Raw genomic sequence first — 17,789 nt, 5'->3', positions numbered from 1 at the left:
ACTCGGCCGTCCGAGGAACCTCTGGCTGATAAACACGCAGGTCAGGGGATGGTTTGCGCGCCAGGCAGGACTCGAACCTGCGACCAACGGATTAGAAGTCCGACGCTCTATCCAGCTGAGCTACTGGCGCGTGCCAGGAAGAGTCTGTCAGATGGGCGGGTGATCGCGCTGCCGGGTTACCGGGTGTGGCGTGCGGAGGGTGGGGAAGTACAGGGTTGTCGTTCCATCCCGGTAACGCCGCGTGGGCGGTTCTGCCCTCGGGTCGGTGATCCAACTAGGCTGCGGGCATGAGTTACCCCTCACCAGGCCCGGCCGGGCCGCCGCAGCCGACGTCGGCGTACCCGCCCGGCGGACAGTACCCGCAGCCGAACGTGCTCGGGAACCATCCGGTACCCGGCCAGCAGCGGAACCGGCGGGTGCTGGTCGGCATCGTGGTCGCCGTACTGATGGCGATCGCCGGGCTGGCGATCTTCGCGATCGTGGCGGACTCGACGGGTGCGGGCGGGTTCACCTGGGGGATGGCGTTCGCGATGGTCCCGGTGATCCCGGTGATCGGGTTGTACCTCTGGCTGGACCGCTACGAACCGGAGCCGACCAAGTACATTCTGTTCGCGCTCTGCTGGGGTGCCTTCATCGCGACGCTGGTCGCGATCTTCATCAACACCGAGGTCGCGAAGCAGCTGGCCGAGACCGGCGCCGGCGGCGACCGGTCGGCCGTCTTCGTCGCTCCGCCGGTGGAGGAGTTCGCCAAGGGTGCCGTGATCCTGCTGCTGGCGCTGGTGCGCCGCAAGGAGTTCGACGGGATCATCGACGGCCTGGTGTACGCCGGGATGGTCGGTGTCGGCTTCGCCTTCACCGAGAACATCCTCTACTACGGCCGCATCTTCAGTGAGCTGTCGCACGAGGCCGGTAGCGACGAGGGTCTGCGCGGCGTCCTTGTCCTCTTTGTTCTGCGCGGCGTGATGTCGCCGTTCGCGCATCCACTCTTCACCTCGTTCACTGCGATCGGAATCGGGATCGCCGTCCGGCACCGCAGTACGGCGGTGCGGTATCTGGCCCCGGTCGTCGGCTACCTGGCCGCCGTACTCGCGCATGCCGCCTGGAACGCCTCGGCGAGCTGGGCCGAGGGCACCGGCTTCCTGGTGGCCTACTTCCTGCTGATGGTGCCGATCTTCATCGGCATGGTGGCGTTCGCGCTGGTGCTGCGGTCGCGCGAAGGCAAGATGATCGCCTCGCGGCTCTACGACTACGTGCGGTTCGGCTGGCTGGTCGCTCCGGAAGTGCCACTGATCGCGACGATGCGCGGGCGCAAGGCGCTGCGGCAGAACGCCCGGCGGTACGGCGGTCAGGCCGAAGCGGCCGCGAAGGCGTTCCAGCAGAACGCGACCGACCTGGCCTACCTGCGGGACAAGATCGTCCGCCAGGTGATCGGGCCGGAGGCGCTGCAGGACGAGAAGCGGTTGCTCGACGAACTGCGGGCCCGGCGGGCCAGCGTCCCCTTCCCGCCGATGCCGGCCTTCCCGCAGGCGATGCCTCCGGCCGGACCCGGGATGCCGGGACCGGGTGGTCCCGGGGTGCAGGACGCCCCGATCGGGTACGGCGTGCCTCCGGCCGGCCCGGGTGGTTACGGAGCGCCTCAGCCGGGGTATCCCTCGGGGCAACCCGGTTACCCAGCGGGCCAGCCCGGTTACCCACCGGGACCCCCTGGTTCGCAAGGATCGCCGGGAGGATACGGTCCGTATCCACCATCGCAGTGACTGCCACCCGTCCACGCCGCCAAACGGGGATGACGATGACTTTGCTTCTGTGCTGTCCGACCGGGCACTCTGTGCTCGTGGACGGACGCTGTGGCTGACATCAAGTCAGCAGCTGGTGAAGGTCCGGAGCCACAGGTTCCGGGCCGGGACCAGCCTGCCCAGGAGCTGGCCAACTTGATCGCGCAGTCCGAGGCCGGTGCCAAGGGCAAGGGCTTCTGGCGCCGTCGCCGGCGCAAGAACACCACCCCCGACCCCGCCCCGCCCGCTCCAGCGGCCGAGGAGAAGAAGCCTGCCCCGGAGCCCGCCAAGCCTGCTGAGCCTGCCACCGAGCCGGCCAAGGCTGCTGAGCCTGCCGCGAGTGCGCCCACGGACGCCACCGAGGCTGCGCCTGCCGAGTCGAAGACCGCCGGAACTGCGACGGTCGATTCCACGGAGGCCGCCGAGTCGACCGGTACGACCGAAGCGGCGACCGCTGGGCCCACCGAAGCTGGTAGCCCGGCGACCGCTGAGTCCGCGGCGGCTGCTGCTGGGGCGACCAGTGGGTCGGCCGGAGCTGCTGAGGCGGCCGCTGATGGGTCTGCCGGGGCTGCTGCGGAGACTGGTGAGACGGCCAGGGATGCTGGGGCGGCGAGTGGGTCGGCCGGGGATGCTGAGGCGGCGGCTCATGGGTCTGCCGAGGCCGCTGAGGCGACGACTGCTGAGACGGTCGAGGATGAGGGCCGTGCGTCCGACGGGGCTCCTGAGCCCGCGAGCGGTGCGGATGTGAAGGCTGACGGGGCTGGTGCAGAGGCGTCGGTCGCGCCGGCGGACGCGGCGGACGAGGATGGGGCCGACCTGGCTGCTGGCGACAGCTCTGCGAAGGCGGCTGAGGTGAGCTCCACCGAAGGTGCCGAGTCGAAGGACGAGAGCTCCGCCGCGGGGGCCGAATCAGCGGATGGTGGTTCGGGTGACGAAGCGGCGAGCGCTGACCCGGAGGACGCGGCCGCGGAGGTAGGCGGCAAGGCGGGCGACGCTTCGACCGAGGTCGAGGCTGAGGACGCCGCCGAAAGCATGCCTGACGCTGAGAGCGCCGGTAACGCGGGCGCGGATGTGGCTGCGAAGACCGACAGCGCGGGCCAGGATGTGGCTGCGAACGCCGATGGCGCAGCGGCTGCGAAGGCCGGTGGCGTGGGCGAGGGTGTGGCGGTGGAGGTCGAGCGGCCGCGGCCGACTGTTGGGGTGGTGTACGAGCCGGACGAGTCTCCGGACGGGTTCCCGCTCGAGTACGGCAACATCATTGTCGGGCTCCCCAAACAGGCTGACGGTTCGTCGATCGAGATCGACGAGGCGAGGGCGTACGCCGAAGAGCTGGCCGCTGTGCAATCCGCGGGGCTGGACGCGCGGCTCGAGGAAGAGGTCGAGGAGCCGACCGAGCAGGCTGCAGGTGAGGAGCCTGGCGACCACGTTGCTGAGGCTGCTTCGGAAGAGTCTGCCGAGGAGCCCGAGGTCGAACAATCGTCGGACGACGCCGAGACGACCGAGGCCGAGCAGCCGTCGGAGGACGCCGGGACGACCGAGGCCGAGCAGCCGTCGGACGAGGCCGAGACGGCCGACGTGCCGGCGGATGTGGTCGCCGAGGAGCCGGTCGAGTCGGGCTCCGATGACGAGTCTGCGGATGGCGTCGTGGAGCCGGTGGTCGAGGAGACTGCCGCCGAGGAGTCGGCTGAGGCGACTGCGGTTGCCGAGGAGGCTGTTGAGGGCGACTCCGGTGACGAGGATGCGGAGACCGCTGCGGAAGGGCCGGCAGAGGATGTAGCCGGCGGCGGGGCAGAGACCGAGCAGGATTCCGCTGAGGAGCTCGCCGAAGAGTCGGCTGCGGATGCGGAGCCGGTTGAGGTTGAGTTGACCGCGGAGGAGCTGGCGGAGCGGTTGGCGGCTGAGCAGGCTGCGATGGCTCTGATCACCTCGTTGATGAAGCTGCGGGGTGCGCTGGCTGGGAGCCGGTTGCCGCTGGACGTTGTGGGCGCCGATGAGGCCCGGCAGCAGCAGAAGGCGATGCTGGACCAGCTGGACGACTACATCCTGCCGCGGCTCGTGCAGCTGGAAGCGCCGATTCTGGCTGTCGTGGGTGGGTCCACCGGTGCAGGCAAGTCGACGTTGGTCAACTCCGTGATCGGGAAGGTCGTCAGCGAGCCGGGTGTACTGCGGCCGACGACGCGGTCGCCGGTACTGATCCATCACCCGGCCGACGCGGACTGGTTCATCGGGGACCGGGTGCTGCCGGGGATGGCGCGGACGACGGCGGAAAGCCTGGGGGGCATGGAGGATCCGGGCCAGCTGCGGCTCGTTGCCTCCGACACCGTGCCGCGCGGACTCGCGGTCCTGGACGCGCCGGATATCGACTCGGTCGTCGAGGCGAACCGTGACCTGGCCACGCAGTTGCTCGCGGCTGCCGACCTCTGGTTGTTCGTGACGACGGCGGCCCGGTACTCGGACGCAGTTCCGTGGGAGTTCCTGCAGAGCGCGTCGGATCGCAGTACGGCGGTGGCCGTCGTACTGGACCGGGCGCCGGCGGAGACGATCGACGACATCACCGGGCACCTTGCGCAGATGCTGCTGGAGCGTGGGCTCGGCGATTCGCCGCTGTTCTCGATCCGGGAGACGGTTGTCGACGGCAACGGAATGCTGCCGGGCGAGACCGTTGCCTCGATCAAGGACTGGCTGGTCGACCTGGCTGCCGACGCCGAGGCGCGGGCGGCGGTTGTCCGCCGGACGCTGCATGGCGCGGTCACCTCGATGGTGAAGACCACGCCGCCGTTCGCCGCGGCCGTGCGGGCCCAGGGCGACACTGCGGTCGAGCTGCGCTCGAGTGCGGAGGCCGCCTACGACCAAGCGGTCAAGGACATTGCGACCTCGACGCAGGATGCGACGCTGCTGCGTGGCGAGGTGCTGGCCCGGTGGCAGGAGTTCGTCGGGACGGGCGAATTGCTGAAGGGGCTGCAGGCCAACTCGGGCAAGCTGCGCGAGAAGGTGAAGAAGTCGCTTGCCAACGCGCCGGCCCCGACGCGTGATCTGAACGATGCGATCGAGTCCGGGTTGTCGTCGTTGCTGGTCGAGCAGGCCGAGGCGGCTGCCGAGCGCGCGGAGAAGATCTGGCAGGCCACACCCGCCGGACGCCAGCTGCTCGCGGTGGCCGGTACGGCGGCCGACGCGGAGATCGTCCTGGGGGCGATGTCGCCGGAGTTCCAGGCGAAGGCCGAGCGGGCCGTCCGGGAGTGGCAGGCCGGTGTGCTCGATCTGGTCCGCGAGGTCGGGACCGAGAAGCGGCTGGCCGCGCGCATCCTGGACGCCGGGGTGAACGGGCTGTCGTTGTCGGTGATGGTGGTCCTGTTCGCCGAGAATGCGGGGATCCCGACCGGTGCCGAGGCGAGTATCGGGGTCGGTAGCGCGGTCGTCGGGCAGAAGCTGCTGACCGCGGTCTTTGGCGACGCGGCCGTGCAGACGCTGATGTCGAAGGCACGCGCGGATCTTGACGGTAAGGTTCATGCCTTGATGGATGCCGAATTCGCCCGGTATCTGGCTGTCCTCGACCAGCATCCGGTCGATCCCGAGGCTGCCAGGCAACTGACCGAGGCCGCGCGCGCGGTGGAGGACTGCACGTGACGGAAACGACGGAGACGGTCAAAGGCCCGGTACGGGGTGCGACCGACGTCCTGACCAAGATCGACGCTCTCGAGAAGGCTTCGGCCGCGGGCCAGGGCCGGCTCGATCCGGTGATCCTGTCCGAGGCCACCCAGATCGTCGACCGCGCCGGCCAGCGGCTGCGGATGTCGGGTGAGCTGACTGTGGTCGCGCTGGCCGGTGCCACCGGCTCCGGGAAGTCGTCGCTGTTCAACGCGATGACCGGCCTGGACCTGGCCGCGATCGGCACCCGCCGCCCGACCAGCTCGATGCCCCTGGCCTGTGTCTGGGGTGAGGAGCCGGCCGGTGAGGTGCTGAACTGGCTGGGTATCCCGCGCCGGCACCAGGTGCAGCACCGCAGCTCGCTGGAGGACGCGCAGTCGGAGGACCTCGATGGTCTGATCCTGCTCGACCTGCCCGACCACGACTCGATCGAGGTCGAGCACCGGTTGATCGTCGACCGCCTGGTCGAGCTGGTCGACATGCTGGTCTGGGTGGTCGATCCGCAGAAGTACGCCGACGCGGCCCTGCACGACCGCTACATCAAGCCCTACGCCTCGCACTCCGGGGTGATGGTCTTCGCGCTGAACCACGTCGACAAGCTCACCCCGGACCAGCGGAAGAGCTGCCTGAACGACCTCGAGCGGCTGCTGAAGACCGACGGCCTGAAGGCGCCGACGGTCGTCGCGACCTCGGCGGTCAGCGGCGACGGACTCGACGAGGTGCGCGGCCTGCTGGTCAAGCGGGTCAGCAACAAGCGCTCGGCCCGGGAGCGGATCGCGGCCGACGTGGATCGCGTCGCGGACCGGATGGCGAAGCAGTGCGGTACGGCGAAGACGCCGGAGATCGCCGAGGCCGAGGTCACCGAGCTGGTCGAGGCGCTCTCGGACGCGAGTGGTCTGCCGGTCGTGGTCGACGCCGTCCGCCGGTCCTACCTGCAGCGTGCCCAGGCCGCGACCGGGTGGCCGTTGACGAAGTGGATCGGCCGGTTCCGTCCGGATCCGCTCCGCGGCCTGCAGCTCGACGAGGTTTCCCGCCAGCAGGGCAAGGCGTTGCGCAAGTCCGCGACCAGCGAGGTCGCGAGTGCGCGCATCTCGTTGCCTGCGGCAACACCGGTCCAGCGGGCCCGGATGGACAGTGCGGTTCGCACGATCACCGACCGCGCCTCGGCCGGTCTGTCGCGACCGTGGGCCGACTCGGTCCGGACCCAGATCCGGCGTCGTGAGGAGTCGCTCGGCGACGAGCTCGACCAGGCCGTGGCCCGGACCGACCTCGGCAACACCACCAACCCGGGTTGGTGGGGCGCTGCGAAGTTCGTCCAGTGGTTGCTGTTCCTGGTGGCGCTCGGTGGTGCGGCCTGGCTGCTCGCAGCCCTGGTGGCACGGATCGCCGACGCCGGCGAGGTGCCGCTGCCAGGCGCGGGCGGAATCGCCTACGCGTGGATCATGCTGGTCGGTGGTGCAGCCCTCGGTCTCGGACTCGCAGTGCTCTGTCGGCTGGCGGCCGTCAGCGGTGCTGCGCGACGGGCCCGGGCAGCCGAGCAGGCGTTGCGCAGCGAGCTCGAGAAGGTTGCCGACAGCCACGTCGTCGCACCGGCCCGGGCCGAGCTCGCGGCCTACAGCATCTGCCGCGACACCCTCGCCATCGCCCGGGGCTAACCAGCCGCGGCCCCAGCGTGAGAGGTGTCCGGCTGCACCTCGTCCAGACCGACGAAGAACCTTCGGACGTCTTCGGCGAGGAGCTCCGGCACCTCCATCGCGGCGAAGTGACCGCCGCGTTCGAACTCGGACCAGTGCCTGACGTCGTACAACCGCTCGGCCAGTGGACGGACCGACTGAGTGATGTCGTGCGCGAACACCGCGACACCCAACGGCACTGGGCAGGCCTGAGCCCGCCGTGGCGCATCGTGGTGCAGCCGCGCGGATGAGGCCGCCGTGGCGGTCAGCCAGTACAACGAGATGCCGGTGAGCAGTTGCTCGTCGGTGATCTGCGAGCGGGGATCCGTCCACTGCGCAAATCGCTCAGCGATCCAGGCCAGCTGGCCGACCGGCGAATCAGTCAGTGCATACCCGATCGTCTGCGGAGTCAGTGCCTGCAGAGCCTGGTACGGCGGCCGGTTCGCCATCAGGTGGCGGATGTTGGCCAGGCGCGCTTCGTCTTCGTCGGACAGGGTGAGACCGGCCTCCGGATCCGGTCGCGTCGGGAGATAGTTCACATGCACCCCGACTACGTGCTCGGGTGCTGCGGCTCCGAGCGCCATCGAGATCCCTGAGCCGAAGTCGCCGCCCTGTGCGCCGTAGCGCTCGTACCCGAGTCGGCGCATGAGCTCGGCCCAGGCCTTCGCGATCCGGTCGACATCCCAGCCGCGCTCGTGCGTCGGCCCGGAGAATCCGTACCCCGGGATCGACGGGATCACCAGATGGAAGTCGCGGGACAGCGGCTCGATCACGTCGAGGAATTCCAGGAACGAGCCGGGCCAGCCGTGGGTGAGGATCAGCGCGAGCGCATCCGGTCGTGCGGATCTGACATGGACGAAGTGGATGGTCTGGTTGTCGATCTCGGTGCTGAAGTGTGGCAGCTCGTTGAGCCTGGCCTCCTGCTTGCGCCAGTCGAACCCGGAGCCCCAGTAGTCGGCCAGCTCTCTGAGCCGGGCCAGCGGGAAGCCGTAGTCGGATCCGGCATCGGTCACTTCGTTCGGCCAGCGGGTGCGGGCCAGCCGGTCGGCCAAGTCGTCGAGGTCAGCTTGAGGAACGGCGATACGGAACGGCTCGATCATGTCCTGCTCCTGCGGAATCGGCGGAGGTCTGAACGTTAGTCGTCCTAACGTTTAGACTCCGAACGATAACATGATCGTTGGGTGGCCGAACGATTCGCTAGGATCGCCGGATGGAGGACCTCGAGAGTGAGACGGCCCGCTGGGCGGAGATGCCGAGTTGGGTGCTCGGTCAGACCGCTCAGCATGGCTCGCGGCTGGTAACGAGTGCCTTCTCGTCGGTCGGTGCCCGCGGCTACCACTACCGCCTGCTGGCAACGCTGGACGATTTCGGCGCGGCCAGCCAGGCGACACTGGGACGTCGAAGCGGTATTCACCTGAGTGACATGGTCGCGACCGTCAACGAGCTGGCCGAGCTCGGACTCGTCGACCGCGCCCCGGATCCCGCGGACCGTCGGCGTAACGTCATCTCGCTGACTGCAGCCGGGAAGCGGCAGCTCCGGCGGCTCGAGAACCGGCTGGCAGCGGCGCAGCAAGAGTTGCTCGCGCCGCTGTCTCCCGACGAGCGACGGCAGTTGACCGCCCTGCTGTCGACGCTGCTGGAGCATCACAATCGACGAGCCGGGGTGCCGGAAACGCGCTGGCGCTGACCGGCAGCCCGGACGGAGTTGCCGAAGCCCTAGAGCTCGACCCCAGGAGCGAACTGGGCCATGGCGACCTTGGCGGCCTCCAGGGCGTCCTCCTCGCTCGTCGTGCCGGAGTCGCGGACGACCTTCAGCCAGACCCGGACCGACTTCTCGTTGAACTTGAGCATCTCCGGGGAGTCGGCGAAGGTGACCGGGTTGAAGTCGTCCGGAAGGCCGGCGACATAGAGCGCGAGACCGAGCAGTCCACCGTCCCAGCCAGGGCCGACGTACAACGCGCCACCGGCGCCCGGGGCCGGGATGTCCGTCACGACGTGCTCCAGCTCGAGATCCGTCGAGTCGCCGGCCGCCGGGTGCAGCCGGATCTCCAGGAAGCTGTTCGGTCCGCCGTACGTCACCTTGAAGCCCTTGGGGGGCTCGCATTCGAGGATGTCGCCGCCCGCCATGTCCTGCAGCTGGAAGCTGCCGCCGACCCGGAAGTCGCCGGTCGTCGGCCAGAACCAGCGGGCCAGCCGGGCCGGGTCGGTCATCGCGTCCCACAGCTCCTCGGGTGTCGCCCGGTACGCGCGGCGCATTTGCAGGCTCACGGTCTCGCCGGTCCGGCTGACCTCCCGCTGGACGGTGTTGATGTGCTCGAGAATGTCGATCATGCAGCCCAGAATGCCGGGCAGTGCTTATATAAGTCAAGGCTGAGATAGTCATGCCGCCTCAGCCTCCCGGGTGGTCGGGGTGAGGGGGAGAGTGGTCGTGGTGAACTCGTCCGGTGGATAGGGCGCGCCGAGGCCGGGCTCCGAGGCGGCGGCCGCGCCGGCAGCGACTGTGTCGGTGGCCGCGGAGATGTCCTGGCGGAGCTGATCGGTCCAGCCGGAGTCGCTCCGCGGCGCGGACTTCGTGAAGATCGTCGTGCCTTTGGACAGGTCGTGGCCGACCGAGATCGCATCGAGGACGACCTTGGAGCGTTGCTCACCGGCCTCGGTGGACCACTCGTGGGTCCGCAGCCGCCCGGTGACGATCACCGGCTGGCCGACCTGGACCGACTCGAAGGTGTTCTGCGCGAGCGCCCGCCAGCACTCGACGTTGAACCAGGTCGTCGGCCGGTCCAGCCAGCCGCGCTCGGCGTGGAACTGCCGTGGGGTCGAGCCGATCCGGAACGTCACCTGAGGCGTCCGCCCGCCGACCTCCTTGAACTGCGGTTTGCTGCCGACCCAGCCCTGCACTGTCAGATAGGTCTCGCCCGCACTCATCCTGACCACCGCCCTTTCGATCGCTTTGTCACCGGAGAAGATGCAGGCGATCGGCCCCCGGATCGGCGACGACTTCGGGCCTGTGGACAACCGGTTGGGCTCGGGCAGGCCTGAGCGCATAGGCTCTGGGGTATGGCGGAATTCATCTATACCCTTCGCAACGTCCGGAAGGCGTTCGGCGACAAGGTCGTCCTCGACGACGTCACGCTGAACTTCCTGACCGGGGCGAAGATCGGCGTGGTCGGGCCGAACGGCACCGGCAAGTCCTCGCTCTTCAAGATCATGGCCGGGCTCGACCAGCCCTCCAACGGCGAGGGGCGGCTGGCGGAGGACGCCACGGTGGGGATCCTGCTGCAGGAGCCGCCGCTGAGCGAGGGCAAGACCGTGCTGGAAAACGTCGAGGAGGGGGTCGGCGACACCAAGCAGAAGCTCGACCGCTTCAACGAGATCTCCGCCGAGCTGGCCGACCCGGACGCGGACTACGACACGCTGCTCGGCGAGATGGGTGACCTGCAGACCGAGCTCGACCACCGCAACGCGTGGGACGTCGACGCGCAGCTCGAGCAGGCGATGGACGCCCTGCGGTGCCCGCCGCCCGACGTACTGGTCGACAACCTGTCCGGTGGTGAGCGCCGCCGGGTCGCGCTGTGCAAGCTTCTGCTGCAGCAGCCCGACCTGCTGCTCCTCGACGAGCCCACCAACCACCTGGACGCCGAGTCCGTGCTGTGGCTGGAGCAGCACCTGCAGAAGTATCCGGGCGCCGTCCTGGCGATCACCCACGACCGGTACTTCCTGGACAACGTCGCCGAGTGGATCCTGGAGATGGACCGCGGCAAGACCTACGGCTACGAGGGCAACTACTCCAAGTACCTGGAGACCAAGCAGCAGCGGCTCGTGGTCGAGGGCCAGAAGGACGCGAAGCGGCAGAAGATCCTGGAGCGCGAGCTCGAGTGGGTCCGGTCGAACGCGAAGGCCCGGCAGACCAAGAGCAAGTCCCGGCTGGCCCGCTACGAAGAGCTCGCGGCCGAGGCCGAGCGGTCCAAGAAGCTGGATATCGACGAGATCAACATCCCGGCCGGTCCGCGACTGGGCAGCACGGTGCTCGAGGTCAGCAAGCTGGAGAAGGGCTTCGGCGACCGCACCCTGATCGACGGACTCAGCTTCTCCCTTCCGCGCGCCGGCATCGTCGGCATCGTCGGTCCGAACGGCGTCGGCAAGTCGACCCTGTTCCGGATGATCGTCGGCGAGGAGACGCCCGACAAGGGCAGTCTGAAGCTCGGCGAGACGGTCAAGATCTCGTACGTCGACCAGTCCCGCGGCGGCCTGGACCCGAAGAAGACGGTCTGGCAGCAGGTCTCCGACGAGCTCGACTACATCAAGGTCGCGAACTTCGAGATGCCGAGCCGGGCGTACGTCGCCTCGTTCGGTTTCAAGGGCCCGGACCAGCAGAAGCCCACCGGCGTCCTGTCCGGCGGTGAGCGCAACCGGCTGAATCTGGCCCTGACGCTGAAGATGGGCGGCAACCTGCTGCTCCTCGACGAGCCGACCAACGACCTGGACGTCGAGACCCTGCAGTCCCTCGAGGACGCCCTGCTGGAGTTCCCGGGCTGCGCCGTGGTCGTCTCCCACGACCGGTGGTTCCTGGATCGCGTCGCCACCCACATCCTGGCCTGGGAGGGTACGGACGAGGACCCGGCGAAGTGGTTCTGGTTCGAAGGCAACTTCGCGTCGTACGAGGCGAACAAGATCGAGCGACTCGGCCCCGAGGCCGCCCGCCCACACCGCGTCACCCACCGCAAGCTGACGCGCGACTGATCAGAGTCGTCCCTGGACCCCACCTCCGCCCCGGAGGTGGGGTCCTTGCGTTCTACCGCCCAATACTTAGCCCTTGCGCTAAGTATTGGAGTGCGGCAATACTTAGCCTCATGGCACAGTATTCGCAGGAGGTCGACGGGGTGTTCGTCGCGCTCGCGGACCCGACGCGGCGGGATGTGATTCGGCGGCTGGGGCGTGGGCCGACGAGTGTGGGCGAGTTGGCGGCGGAGTTTCCGATGACGTTGCCGTCGTTCATGAAGCACGTGCGGACGCTGGAGTCGAACGGGCTGATCCGGACGGTCAAGACCGGCCGGGTGCGGACCTGTGTGCTCAATCGCGAGCGGCTGGCGCTCGTGGACGACTGGCTCGCCGAGCAGCGGCGGATCTGGACCGACCGCACCGACCGGCTGGAGCGGTTCGTCACCGAATCGATGGAGGAGCAGGCATGAACCCCGACCTGGATCTGAGTCTGGAGCGGATCATTCGCGCGCCGCGCTCGGTGGTGTGGAAGGCGTGGACGGATCCGGACAGCTTTGCGAAATGGTGGGTTCCGGCGCCGATGGTGTGCCGGGTCGAGCGGTTCGAGGCGCGGTCCGGTGGGGCGCTGGTGACCCGGATGAGCGAGGACGGCGTGGACTTCGTGCCGCAGCTCGATGCGACCTTCCTGGTGGTCGAGGACCTGGAGCGGATCGTGTTCACGAACGCGATCGACAGCGGGTGGCGGCCGGTCAATCCCGAGCCGGTGACGATGGCGGCCGAGATCACGCTGGCCGATCACCCGGACGGTACGGCGTACAAGGCCGTCGTACGGCATGCCGATCCGGCCTCGCGCAAACGCCATGCGGAGCTGGGGTTTGCGGATGGCTGGGGGACTGTCACCAGGCAGCTCGCCGAGCTGGCCGAGGCTGCACGATGAAGCTCGTGCTGACGGAGTTCGTGACGCTGGACGGCGTCAGCCAGGGGCCGGGTTCCCCGACTGAGGACACGAGCGACGGGTTCACGCGCGGTGGCTGGCTGGTCCCGTTCATCGACGAGGCGTTTGTACGGCGTACTTCCGATTGGCTGGGGCTGGCTGATGGGCTGGTGCTTGGGCGGCGCACGTACGACGCTTTTGCGCGGGACTGGCCGCAGATCACGGACCCTGATGATCCGTTCACCGAGCGGATGAATGCCCTGCCGAAGTACGTCGTGAGCCGTACGCTGACCGAAGGTTCGTGGCATCCAACGACCGTCGTCAGCAGTCTCGAAGGCGTGGCGGAGCTGAAGAAGTCGCCGGGTAACGAGCTGCAGATCCATGGCAGCGCACGGCTCGGTGATGCGCTGGTGAAGGCCGGCCTGGTTGATCTGGTGCGGTTGGTGGTGGCTCCGACGGTGATCGGGGCCGGCCGGCGGTTGTTCGAGCACTCGGATGGCACGGCTGGGTTGAAGCTGACCAAGCATGAGTCGACGCCGAGTGGGTTGCTGCTGCTCGAGTACGAGACTGTCGGCGTCGCACCGGTCGCGGCGTACGAAGGTGTTACCGCGTTCGTGTGACGTGGTCGTCGAGGACTCGTTCGATGACGGGGAAGTCCTCGGTGATGAGCGCCTTCCAGAGCGCCCAGCCGCGGGCGCGGGCCCAGGTGTCCGCGTCCTGCTGAACGACGGCGCGGAAGGTTTCCCGGGAGGATCCGGTGAAGAAGTTGTAGGCGATCACCAGGTTGCAGGCCGGGTCGCCGACACCTGAAGTACCGAAGTCGATGACGGCCGACAGTCGCCCGTCCCGGACCAGCAGGTTGCCGTGGGCAATGTCTCCGTGGAACCACATCGGCGGCCGGTCCCAGGAGCTGGCGAGCGCGGCGTCCCAGACCTCGCGGGCCACGTCGGCGTCGATGCGGTCCTTCAACGACGCGAGGGCTTCGACGGTCTCGGAGTGGTAGTGCGAAACAGGTGCGCCCCGGTAGAAGCTGTGCGCGCCGGCCGCCGGTCCGCCGGTCGCATCGCACTGCTGCAAAGCCAGGATGAACGATGCGACGTCGCGCGCGAAACCATCCAGGTCGGAGATCGTCTCTGTGGATGCGGTGGAACCGTCGATCCAGCGGCGGATCGCCCACTGGTGCGGATACCCCTGCCCTGGCTCACCTTTCGCCACGGCCTCGGGGATCGCGACCGGGAGGCGCGGCGCCAGAACAGGCAGCCAGTGATGTTCCTTCGGTACGGCGGCCTCGTACGCCTCGTGGGTCGGCAGCCGCGCGGTCAGTTCGTCGCCGAGCCGGTACGTGCGGTTGTCCCAGCCATCGATCTTGACCGGGGTGATCGGCAGGTCGGCCCACTGCGGGAACTGGTCGGCGAGCAACCGCCGTACAAGGTCTGCGGAGATGCCGGCGCGGCCGTCCTGGTGGTGGTCTGTCACGGCTCAATTCTCAAAGCTGAGGCAGCGGGCGGGCCAATGGTTTAGTCAGGAGCTACAGAGTCGGCGAAGAACGCGAGAATCGTCCGCAGTTCGTCGTCGCTGCGGCTGGCCAGGATCGACTGCATGCGGGCGCCCTGCTCGGCGTACAGGGGCCTGAACGTCTGCTGGATCGCCGCCAGTGACGGTGTCACCACCACTTTGCGGCGGTCGGAGGGATCGGCCTGGCGGGTGACGAAGCCATGCGACTCGAGCCGGTCGATCACGCCGGTGACTGTGCCGGATGTGAGTCCGCTGTACTCCGCGAGCTGCCGCGGGGTGAGCGGGCCGTAGGTCTGCAGCAGCGTCATGAACTGTGAGTCGCTGGCGCCGAGCCCCAGCTTGGCCGAGACCGAGTGATTGAACAGGACCACGTCCGCGCTGAACCGAGTCACCTGCTGCTGGATCCCGGCGGTGAGCTCAGCTCTGGCTTTCGTCATGGTCCGCCTCAGCATAGAGGCTGTATTTCTCTCGGCTGATCAGTGCTGGCCGATGTGCTCGGACACGGCGTCGAAGACCCGCCCGACGGCGGCGAAATCCTCCGGGCTGGCCAGGTCGACCAGGTTCTCCCGGACGCTGTCCACGTGCGTGGGCGCGGCGTCGACCAGCAGGTTGTAGCCCGCCTCGGTCAGCTCAGCCCAGACGCCGCGCTTGTCGCTGGTACAGGACTTCCGCCGGACCAGCTCGGCCGCTTCCAGCCGGCCGATGGTGTGTGTGAGCCGCGAGCGGCTCTGGTGCAGCCGGTCGGCCAGATCCGCCATTCGCAGCCGCCGGTCGGGCGACTCCGACAGCCGCACCAGAATCTCGTAGTCGTTGATCCCGATACCGAACCGGCGCAGCTCGTCGTCCAGCTTCGCCATCAGGCGCGCCGTGCCCAGCAGGTACGCGCGCCACGCCACCTGCTGCTCTGCGTTGAGCCACCGAGTCTCAGTCTTCGTCGTCACGTGCACCAGTGTACCGGGAATGTAGTTGACTTTTAAACCGTTGATCCGTAACGTCGTGGTCAACAGGTTGACACAACAACCCGAGCACCGACCACGTCGCCCCCGACAAGCATCTGTACTTCCTGAGAGGACCTCATGACCGAGACCGTCAGCACCCCGACCACCAGCATCCCCGGACTGGCTTCGGGCACGTACGCCCTCGACGCGGCGCACACTGAGATCGGCTTCACCGTTCGCCACCTGATGACCAAGGTGCGTGGCACCTTCCAGGAGTTCAGCGGCGAGATCGTCGTCAAGGACACGCTCGAGGACTCCACCGCCAACGTCACGGTCGAGCTTGCCTCGGTCCACACCCGCAACGACCAGCGCGACGGGCACCTGCGCTCCGGTGACTTCTTCGACGCCGAGAACTCCCCGAAGATGACGTTCGTCAGCACCGCGCTGAAGGCCGAGGGTGACGACTACATCCTGGCCGGCGACCTGACCATCAAGGACGTCACCAAGCCGATCGAGCTCGCCTTCGAGTTCCTCGGTGTCGACCAGAACGCCTACGGCCAGACCATCCTCGGCTTCGAGGCCTCCGCGTCGATCAGCCGCAAGGACTGGGGCATCGACTTCAACGTCCCGCTCGAGGGCGGCAAGCTCCTCATCGGCGACAAGGTCGACATCCACCTCGACATCCAGGCCGCCCTGCAGGCCTGAGCCTGACAAAGAACTACATGGCCTGAAAGCCCCGCATCCAGGTGGATGCGGGGCTTCGTCAGGCTTGGACCATTCGGTGGGCCAGGTCGCCGTAGAGCTTGCCCAGGGCGTCTGGGTCGCCTCGGTGGGGGGTGTACCAGCGGGCCACGTCGATGGACAGGGACAGTACGGCGAGCGTCGTACCAGGCAGGTCCGGTACGGCGAACGATCCGTCCTGTACGCCGTCCGCCAGGACCTGCTCGATCTCCGTGGAGATGGCGCGGCGGATCGTGGCGACCTCGGCCAGGTGGTCGGGGGAGAGGGCGCCCAGTTCGTACTGGACGACGTGGGCGATCGTGTGGTGGCGGGCGTGCCAGGCGGTGAAGGCGGCGACGAGGGAGCGTAGGCGGTCGGCGGGGGTGTCGCCGATGTTGGCCGCGCGCAGGATCGCGAGGGCGGCGTTGTGGCCGTAGAGGCTGATCTCGAAGAGAAGGCGTTCCTTCGACGGGTAATGGACGTAGAGCGCCGCCGGACTCATCCCGGCCCGCGAGGCGATGTCTCGCGTGGTGGTGGCCTGGAAGCCACGCTCGGCGAACGCGTCGATGGCCCCGGTCAGCAGCCGGCGGGCTGCGGCCGGCTCGACGTGTTCCCACTCCAGGGGATCGGTGACTGCGGACACGTTGACACCCTGCACCAAAAGCGTGAAGCTAAGCAAGCGCTTAGCCAGCAATCTCACAGCGGGAGGCCGACGATGGACCGCGTCATCTTCAACGAGGATCACCACGCCTTCCGGGCCAGTGCCAAGGAGTACTGCGACCGGTCGCTGGTACCGCGGATGGAGCAGTTCCTCGAGGAGAAGACGATCGACCGGGCCGCCTGGCTCGAAGCCGGTAAGCAGGGCTTCCTCGGTCTCGACGTCCCCGAGGAGTACGGCGGCTCCAGCGTCGGCGACTACCGGTTCAACCAGGTGTTCGCCGAGGAGGTCTCGAAGGTCTCCGCCGCGCTGTCGAGCTGTTTCGGCATCCACTACGACTGCGCCGCGCCGTACTTCGTCGACCTCGGCACCGAGGAGCAGAAGCAGCGCTGGCTGCCGAAGTTCTGCTCGGGTGAGTACGTCGCCGCGATCGGCATGACCGAGCCTTCGGGTGGTTCCGACCTGGCCGCGCTGAAGACCACCGCGAAGAAGGCCGACGGCGGCTGGGTGCTGAACGGGTCCAAGACCTTCATCACCAACGGCGACATGGCCGACCTCGTCATCGTGGCCGCCCGGACCACCCCGGAGAAGGGCGCGAAGGGCATCACGCTGTTCGTGGTCGAGGAAGGGATGGAGGGCTTCGCCCGCGGCCGCAAGCTGGACAAGGTCGGGCAGACCGAGTCCGGTACGTCGGAGCTGTTCTTCGAGGACCTGTTCGTTGCCGATGACAACGTTCTCGGCGAGCTCGACCGCGGCTTCATCCACATGATGGAGCGCCTCGCGCAGGAGCGGATCGGCGCCGCGGTGTCGAATATCGCGCACGCCACCCAGATCCTCGACGAGACCATCGAGTACGTGAAGCAGCGCAAGGCCTTCGGCCAGTCGGTCGGTTCGTTCCAGTACAACAAGTTCCTGATCGCCGAGCTCGTCACCAAGATCGAGGTCACCCAGGCGTACGTCGACAACGGCGTGGTCGCGCACGACGAGAACCGGCTGACCGCGGTGGACGCCGCCAAGACCAAGTGGTGGAGTGCCCACGTGCAGAACGAGGTGCTCGACGCCTGCGTCCAGCTGCACGGTGGCTACGGCTACATGAACGAGTACCGCGTGGCCCGCGCCTGGCGCGACGCGCGCGTCACCAAGATCTGGGCGGGTTCGAACGAGATCATGAAGGAACTCATCGGCCGCGACCTCGGCCTGTAGAAGGAGATT

The 17,789-nt window shown here is 68.1% G+C and carries 17 protein-coding genes and 1 tRNA gene; 10 read left to right on the top strand and 8 right to left on the bottom strand.

From position 1 onward, the window contains the following. Positions 1 to 56: 56 nt before the first annotated feature. A tRNA-Arg gene (locus ACFCV3_RS01730) sits at positions 57 to 130 on the bottom strand. Between the two features lie 157 nt (positions 131 to 287). On the opposite strand from ACFCV3_RS01730, the gene ACFCV3_RS01725 reads away from it, so the two are divergent. The 3 genes from ACFCV3_RS01725 to ACFCV3_RS01715 all read left to right on the top strand — a co-directional run bounded on the left by ACFCV3_RS01725 (position 288) and on the right by ACFCV3_RS01715 (position 7,075). Then, entirely contained in the window at positions 288 to 1,757 is a 1,470-nt protein-coding gene (locus tag ACFCV3_RS01725; protein ID WP_376025153.1) for a PrsW family glutamic-type intramembrane protease, read from the top strand. Positions 1,758 to 1,847: 90 nt separating this feature from the next. Continuing rightward, a complete protein-coding gene (locus ACFCV3_RS01720; RefSeq protein WP_376025151.1) occupies positions 1,848 to 5,399 on the top strand; it encodes an AAA family ATPase in 3,552 nt (1,183 codons plus the stop codon). Further along, positions 5,396 to 7,075 (top strand): ABC transporter, encoded by a 1,680-nt coding sequence (locus tag ACFCV3_RS01715; protein ID WP_376025150.1) that lies wholly within the window; start codon positions 5,396 to 5,398, stop codon positions 7,073 to 7,075. The genes ACFCV3_RS01720 and ACFCV3_RS01715 overlap by 4 nt, the downstream gene beginning before the upstream one ends. On the opposite strand, the gene ACFCV3_RS01710 is transcribed toward ACFCV3_RS01715, so the two are convergent. After that, the gene (locus ACFCV3_RS01710; protein ID WP_376025148.1) at positions 7,072 to 8,193 is read right to left on the bottom strand and encodes an epoxide hydrolase family protein; all 1,122 of its coding nucleotides are present in this window, start codon (positions 8,191 to 8,193) and stop codon (positions 7,072 to 7,074) included. The genes ACFCV3_RS01715 and ACFCV3_RS01710 overlap by 4 nt on opposite strands. Before the next feature lie 110 nt (positions 8,194 to 8,303). Here ACFCV3_RS01710 and ACFCV3_RS01705 point away from each other — a divergent pair, with 110 nt between their 5' ends. Continuing rightward, positions 8,304 to 8,780 carry a MarR family winged helix-turn-helix transcriptional regulator gene (locus ACFCV3_RS01705; protein WP_376025147.1) on the top strand — a complete coding sequence of 159 codons (477 nt, stop codon included), beginning with the start codon at positions 8,304 to 8,306 and terminating at the stop codon, positions 8,778 to 8,780. Positions 8,781 to 8,809: 29 nt separating this feature from the next. Here ACFCV3_RS01705 and ACFCV3_RS01700 read toward each other — a convergent pair whose 3' ends face one another. Both ACFCV3_RS01700 and ACFCV3_RS01695 read right to left on the bottom strand, forming a co-directional pair. Next, positions 8,810 to 9,424, bottom strand: coding sequence for an SRPBCC family protein (locus tag ACFCV3_RS01700; RefSeq protein WP_376025145.1), 615 nt, complete (start codon positions 9,422 to 9,424; stop codon positions 8,810 to 8,812). A gap of 48 nt (positions 9,425 to 9,472) precedes the next feature. Then, positions 9,473 to 10,138, bottom strand: a complete 666-nt coding sequence (locus tag ACFCV3_RS01695) for a single-stranded DNA-binding protein (RefSeq protein ID WP_376025143.1) — start codon at positions 10,136 to 10,138, stop codon at positions 9,473 to 9,475. A gap of 12 nt (positions 10,139 to 10,150) precedes the next feature. On the opposite strand from ACFCV3_RS01695, the gene ettA reads away from it, so the two are divergent. The 4 genes from ettA to ACFCV3_RS01675 all read left to right on the top strand — a co-directional run bounded on the left by ettA (position 10,151) and on the right by ACFCV3_RS01675 (position 13,366). Next, the gene (ettA, locus tag ACFCV3_RS01690; RefSeq protein ID WP_376025142.1) at positions 10,151 to 11,833 is read left to right on the top strand and encodes an energy-dependent translational throttle protein EttA; all 1,683 of its coding nucleotides are present in this window, start codon (positions 10,151 to 10,153) and stop codon (positions 11,831 to 11,833) included. A gap of 110 nt (positions 11,834 to 11,943) precedes the next feature. Next, a complete protein-coding gene (locus ACFCV3_RS01685; RefSeq protein ID WP_376025140.1) occupies positions 11,944 to 12,282 on the top strand; it encodes an ArsR/SmtB family transcription factor in 339 nt (112 codons plus the stop codon). Next, positions 12,279 to 12,749 carry an SRPBCC domain-containing protein gene (locus tag ACFCV3_RS01680; RefSeq protein ID WP_376025138.1) on the top strand — a complete coding sequence of 157 codons (471 nt, stop codon included), beginning with the start codon at positions 12,279 to 12,281 and terminating at the stop codon, positions 12,747 to 12,749. Before ACFCV3_RS01685 ends, ACFCV3_RS01680 begins: the two co-directional genes overlap by 4 nt. Next, positions 12,746 to 13,366, top strand: a complete 621-nt coding sequence (locus ACFCV3_RS01675) for a dihydrofolate reductase family protein (RefSeq protein WP_376025136.1) — start codon at positions 12,746 to 12,748, stop codon at positions 13,364 to 13,366. Before ACFCV3_RS01680 ends, ACFCV3_RS01675 begins: the two co-directional genes overlap by 4 nt. Here the strand turns inward: ACFCV3_RS01675 and ACFCV3_RS01670 are convergent. Genes ACFCV3_RS01670 through ACFCV3_RS01660 form a run of 3 tightly spaced genes read right to left on the bottom strand, consistent with a single transcriptional unit; the run spans position 13,350 to position 15,208 of the window. Then, the gene (locus tag ACFCV3_RS01670) at positions 13,350 to 14,222 is read right to left on the bottom strand and encodes an aminoglycoside phosphotransferase family protein (RefSeq protein WP_376025134.1); all 873 of its coding nucleotides are present in this window, start codon (positions 14,220 to 14,222) and stop codon (positions 13,350 to 13,352) included. The genes ACFCV3_RS01675 and ACFCV3_RS01670 overlap by 17 nt on opposite strands. 41 nt (positions 14,223 to 14,263) lie before the next feature. Next, positions 14,264 to 14,698 carry a MarR family winged helix-turn-helix transcriptional regulator gene (locus ACFCV3_RS01665; protein ID WP_376025132.1) on the bottom strand — a complete coding sequence of 145 codons (435 nt, stop codon included), beginning with the start codon at positions 14,696 to 14,698 and terminating at the stop codon, positions 14,264 to 14,266. A 39-nt stretch (positions 14,699 to 14,737) separates the two neighbouring features. Beyond that, a complete protein-coding gene (locus tag ACFCV3_RS01660) occupies positions 14,738 to 15,208 on the bottom strand; it encodes a MarR family winged helix-turn-helix transcriptional regulator (RefSeq protein WP_376025131.1) in 471 nt (156 codons plus the stop codon). 129 nt (positions 15,209 to 15,337) lie between these two features. Here ACFCV3_RS01660 and ACFCV3_RS01655 point away from each other — a divergent pair, with 129 nt between their 5' ends. After that, the gene (locus ACFCV3_RS01655) at positions 15,338 to 15,904 is read left to right on the top strand and encodes a YceI family protein (protein WP_376025129.1); all 567 of its coding nucleotides are present in this window, start codon (positions 15,338 to 15,340) and stop codon (positions 15,902 to 15,904) included. A gap of 58 nt (positions 15,905 to 15,962) precedes the next feature. Here ACFCV3_RS01655 and ACFCV3_RS01650 read toward each other — a convergent pair whose 3' ends face one another. Beyond that, the gene (locus ACFCV3_RS01650; protein WP_376025127.1) at positions 15,963 to 16,562 is read right to left on the bottom strand and encodes a TetR/AcrR family transcriptional regulator; all 600 of its coding nucleotides are present in this window, start codon (positions 16,560 to 16,562) and stop codon (positions 15,963 to 15,965) included. 72 nt (positions 16,563 to 16,634) lie between these two features. Here ACFCV3_RS01650 and ACFCV3_RS01645 point away from each other — a divergent pair, with 72 nt between their 5' ends. Next, complete coding sequence (locus tag ACFCV3_RS01645; RefSeq protein WP_376025125.1) at positions 16,635 to 17,780, top strand: acyl-CoA dehydrogenase family protein; 1,146 nt, start codon at positions 16,635 to 16,637, stop codon at positions 17,778 to 17,780. Positions 17,781 to 17,789 lie beyond the last annotated feature (9 nt).

The organism is Kribbella sp. NPDC056345 (assembly GCF_042262745.1).
Taxonomy (GTDB): domain Bacteria; phylum Actinomycetota; class Actinomycetes; order Propionibacteriales; family Kribbellaceae; genus Kribbella.
The sequence above is the reverse complement of the archived record's forward strand: the minus strand, read 5'-3'. Positions and strand labels throughout refer to the sequence as shown.

Bases quoted from the DNA above. Each gene is read 5' to 3' on its own strand.
- ACFCV3_RS01685 (WP_376025140.1), top strand. From the start codon at position 11,944: ATGGCACAGTATTCGCAGGAGGTCGACGGGGTGTTCGTCGCGCTCGCG.
- ACFCV3_RS01675 (WP_376025136.1), top strand. From the start codon at position 12,746: ATGAAGCTCGTGCTGACGGAGTTCGTGACGCTGGACGGCGTCAGCCAG.
- ACFCV3_RS01705 (WP_376025147.1), top strand. From the start codon at position 8,304: ATGGAGGACCTCGAGAGTGAGACGGCCCGCTGGGCGGAGATGCCGAGT.
- ACFCV3_RS01645 (WP_376025125.1), top strand. From the start codon at position 16,635: ATGGACCGCGTCATCTTCAACGAGGATCACCACGCCTTCCGGGCCAGT.
- ACFCV3_RS01725 (WP_376025153.1), top strand. From the start codon at position 288: ATGAGTTACCCCTCACCAGGCCCGGCCGGGCCGCCGCAGCCGACGTCG.
- ACFCV3_RS01700 (WP_376025145.1), bottom strand. From the start codon at position 9,424: ATGATCGACATTCTCGAGCACATCAACACCGTCCAGCGGGAGGTCAGC.
- ettA (WP_376025142.1), top strand. From the start codon at position 10,151: ATGGCGGAATTCATCTATACCCTTCGCAACGTCCGGAAGGCGTTCGGC.
- ACFCV3_RS01665 (WP_376025132.1), bottom strand. From the start codon at position 14,698: ATGACGAAAGCCAGAGCTGAGCTCACCGCCGGGATCCAGCAGCAGGTG.
- ACFCV3_RS01655 (WP_376025129.1), top strand. From the start codon at position 15,338: ATGACCGAGACCGTCAGCACCCCGACCACCAGCATCCCCGGACTGGCT.
- ACFCV3_RS01680 (WP_376025138.1), top strand. From the start codon at position 12,279: ATGAACCCCGACCTGGATCTGAGTCTGGAGCGGATCATTCGCGCGCCG.
- ACFCV3_RS01710 (WP_376025148.1), bottom strand. From the start codon at position 8,193: ATGATCGAGCCGTTCCGTATCGCCGTTCCTCAAGCTGACCTCGACGAC.
- ACFCV3_RS01695 (WP_376025143.1), bottom strand. From the start codon at position 10,138: ATGCGCTCAGGCCTGCCCGAGCCCAACCGGTTGTCCACAGGCCCGAAG.